The sequence below is a fragment of the Armatimonas sp. genome (assembly GCF_043760365.1).
Lineage (GTDB): Bacteria > Armatimonadota > Armatimonadia > Armatimonadales > Armatimonadaceae > Armatimonas.
Map to the genome: position 1 here is coordinate 1 of NZ_JAYUPA010000883.1, position 3034 is coordinate 3034.

The 3034-nt window shown below is 56.7% G+C and carries 4 protein-coding genes and 1 pseudogene; 2 read left to right on the forward strand and 3 right to left on the reverse strand.

The genetic code is table 11. The features are described from left to right. A pseudogene (locus ACH2EH_RS21930) lies at positions 1-256 on the reverse strand (hypothetical protein); the annotation flags it as partial. A 43-nt stretch (positions 257-299) separates the two neighbouring features. On the opposite strand from ACH2EH_RS21930, the gene ACH2EH_RS21935 reads away from it, so the two are divergent. Both ACH2EH_RS21935 and ACH2EH_RS21940 read left to right on the forward strand, forming a co-directional pair. Continuing rightward, positions 300-560, forward strand: a complete 261-nt coding sequence (locus tag ACH2EH_RS21935) for a hypothetical protein (RefSeq protein ID WP_395145092.1) — start codon at positions 300-302, stop codon at positions 558-560. Next, positions 557-919: a clan AA aspartic protease gene (locus ACH2EH_RS21940; RefSeq protein ID WP_395145094.1), complete on the forward strand. Its 363-nt coding sequence runs from the start codon at positions 557-559 to the stop codon at positions 917-919. Before ACH2EH_RS21935 ends, ACH2EH_RS21940 begins: the two co-directional genes overlap by 4 nt. On the opposite strand, the gene ACH2EH_RS21945 is transcribed toward ACH2EH_RS21940, so the two are convergent. Both ACH2EH_RS21945 and ACH2EH_RS21950 read right to left on the reverse strand, forming a co-directional pair. Beyond that, positions 916-2511, reverse strand: coding sequence for a HEAT repeat domain-containing protein (locus tag ACH2EH_RS21945; protein WP_395145096.1), 1596 nt, complete (start codon positions 2509-2511; stop codon positions 916-918). The genes ACH2EH_RS21940 and ACH2EH_RS21945 overlap by 4 nt on opposite strands. Positions 2512-2655: 144 nt before the next feature. Then, positions 2656-3034 (reverse strand): AAA family ATPase (locus tag ACH2EH_RS21950; RefSeq protein ID WP_395145098.1); only part of this gene is annotated, 379 nt, incomplete at its 5' end.

A 3034-nucleotide genomic window follows, 5' to 3' on the forward strand; every position in this document is an offset into this window, starting at 1 on the left:
CCACGCACTCGATAACCTCTTGCTCCCCCAGCCGGTGAAAAACAATCGTCTTGCCCGCCACGACGCACGGCGACGCGTACCCCTCGCCTTTTATCCGCTCCCAGATGAGCTTGGGAGTCTCCCGGAGCGGCGACTCCGTGGAGAGCGCATTGTGGCTCGGCCCCAGAAAGTCCCGCCAGTCGTGGGTTATTGCGCCGGGCGCAAGCGACTTCGGGGGCGCGTGGAAAATCAGCCCGTCTTCGTGCAGGTTAAGCATAGAGCCAATTATACTTTGATATACTCAGCATGAGGAGGAAACCATGAATACGGACGACACAGCCTTGCGTGGAAGAGCCCTCTACCAGGAGCACCTACGCTCTTTGGTGGAGACACAGGAAAGCCTGGGAAAGATAATCGCCATAGATATTGAGAGCGGCGACTATGAAGTAGATAGCGACTTACTGGTAGCCAGTCGCCGACTTCGCACACGTCACGCCTCCGCTCGCATCTGGGCTGAGCGCATTGGCTACAACGGCGTTTTTGCAGTAGGGGGCACGCGAACACGGACAACCATCTCGTGACAGGCACCGTCCACAGCCTCCGAGCATGCTTGACAGTTCCTCTGCATCTATCAGATGACCGTCATGTGCTTCTGGAGTTCGTGGTAGATACGGGTTTTGAAGGAGCGCTCGCTCTCCCCTTGGCGCTCATTGAACAGCTAGGGCTTCCCTTTGAGCTAGAGCTCGACTCGATCATGGCTGATGGCAATGCTGTCTCAACTCCCGTACACAGCACCACCATTCTTTGGCAGAACCAACTTCTGGATGTTGCGGTTCTTGGCCTAGGAGAGCTGCCTCTTCTGGGCACATCTTTGCTAAAAAACTATCGCCTCACGGTAGATTTTGAAGAGCAAGGCATCGTCACCATCCAGCCACTTTAGTACGGCGAAAAGGATGTGGGCCGAAAACCGGGCTTGACCACGCGAAGATAGGTCGCTGCAATCGCTGCGGCCTCGCGCACCTCTGGCGTCGAATCGCTCAGTGAGAGCTCGCCCAGAAGTCCCCGCGCCTCTTGATCATTCAGCCAGCCCAGTGCCAGCGCCGCCGCCTCACGCGTCCGTGCCTCGGATGCCTTGAGCTGCTCACGAAGCGACACTAAGGCTCTGTCCCCAACCTTTGCTAACCCTTCGAGCACCGTATGGTCTAACGTCCACGACTGTTGCCCAGCGATCTGAGTTGCCAGAATCCCTACCGCTTCCGGCACGTTGAGGGCCAGCGTAACCAGCGCCTGACGCACACTCACGCTAATGTCGTAGCGGGTATCATCAAGCAAGCCGATGAGCCCTTCTAGTGCTTCTAACCTCCCCGTTTTTCCCAGCGCGGCGGCCGCTTCGCTTCGTACAGCTTCTTCCCAGCCCCATTCCGTGGGCGAGTGCCGAAACAATAGGAGCGGCATGAGAAGAGGGAGAGGTATCAACTCGTTTCGGCTCGCCAGCGCGTGGATAGCCCCGATCACCACCCTTGGTCGCTTACTTTTCAGGGCTGCGTGCAACGGCGGAATCACTTCTTCTCCCAGCAAGACAAATCCGGGAGTCGCAGAGACGCCCCAATCGTAGGGATCGTAGTAGCCCACACAGCCTAGCATGAGTTCCAATGCTTCAGGAGCCTTGAGCTTCGTCAGCGCCAGAGCGAGCTCAACCCGTGCGTTCACGCGAGTTTCACGGCTTTTGCTGTGAAAGGGCCGCTCACCTCTCGTCCATTTTCGGAGCATCTCCTGAAGAACAGGAAGCGTGTCAGGCTCCCCGATCTCTCCCAGTGCCCATATCGAACTGGTTATTAGCTGGAGATCTTTTGTCTCTAGAGCGGAAACCAGAAGTGGAATGGCACTTCGATCTCTCAGTTGCCCAAGTCCTATCGCAGCCAGCCACAGCATATCGGGCTTTTTCTTTGTCTCAAGCGCGTTCTTGAGAGCATCCCGCAACGGAGCTGCGGCTCTTTGCTCGCCAAACTCCGCCAGGGTAACCCAGTCCCCTTGAGAGAGGTAACGGTAGATCGGCTCCCATACTTCTGCGGTCCAAGGCATAGGGACGGCTTGTTGTAAGCTTCTGATCACATTGCAAATCTCGGTGGTTTTGTCTGGCTTTTTCTTAATCAGCTCCAACAAGTAAGGGAAAACAAAAGCGCCGAGTTGTTTCACCATCTGCTGATTTCGGCCTGCAACATCACTTCCATGAAAATGCTGATGAAGAAGCCCTTTATCAAGAAGCTCGGCGGCTCGTGGGTGAGGGAACCGCAGAAATCCATCCACTGCAGCGACGATAGATACTTTTGCCAAGAGGGCCTCGATCCCTTCATCTCCCATTAAACACAACGCACGCGCAGCATAGTGATTTTTCTCCGTCAGCATCACTAACACAGGGATCGCCTCAGAGTCTCCCATTGCCCCTAGAGTAACGGCAGCGAGCCAGGCACGATCTCCGTAGCTGTCACGGTGCAGAATAGTTAGTAGCTCGGCCGTGGTTATCGGAAGCATAAAACAATTATAGCCGCCCCATGAATGGGGCGCCGCCCTTCTGGAAACAAAGCCCGTGCCGGGCTAGGAATTCTCCCCATTATTGGGGCTAGGGGGCTAGCCCGGCACGGGCTTCGCAGCCGCAGGCTACTGCAGACGCCGGTTTCAACCGGCGGTCAGATCGGCGGAGATAGATTCAGGCAACGTAGGCGATTCGGGGACGCGCATGGAGATGCCGCGACTGACGCCAGGCTCTTGCATCGTGACACCGTACCAAAGCGGAGCAGCTTCCATAGTCGTGGCGTTGTGCGTAATCAGAATAAACTGGCTCCGCTGGCCAAACTCTCGCACCAGATCGGCGAACTTCTCGACATTGGCGCCATCCAGCGGCGCATCTACTTCATCGAGAACGCAGAACGGGGCGGGGCGGACTTCTAAGAAGGCGAAGAGCAGTGCGGTGGCTGTGAGTGCTCGCTCGCCACCGGAGAGCAGTGATAAGTTCTGACGCTTCTTCCCCGGTGGCTGCGCGAGAATATCAATGCCG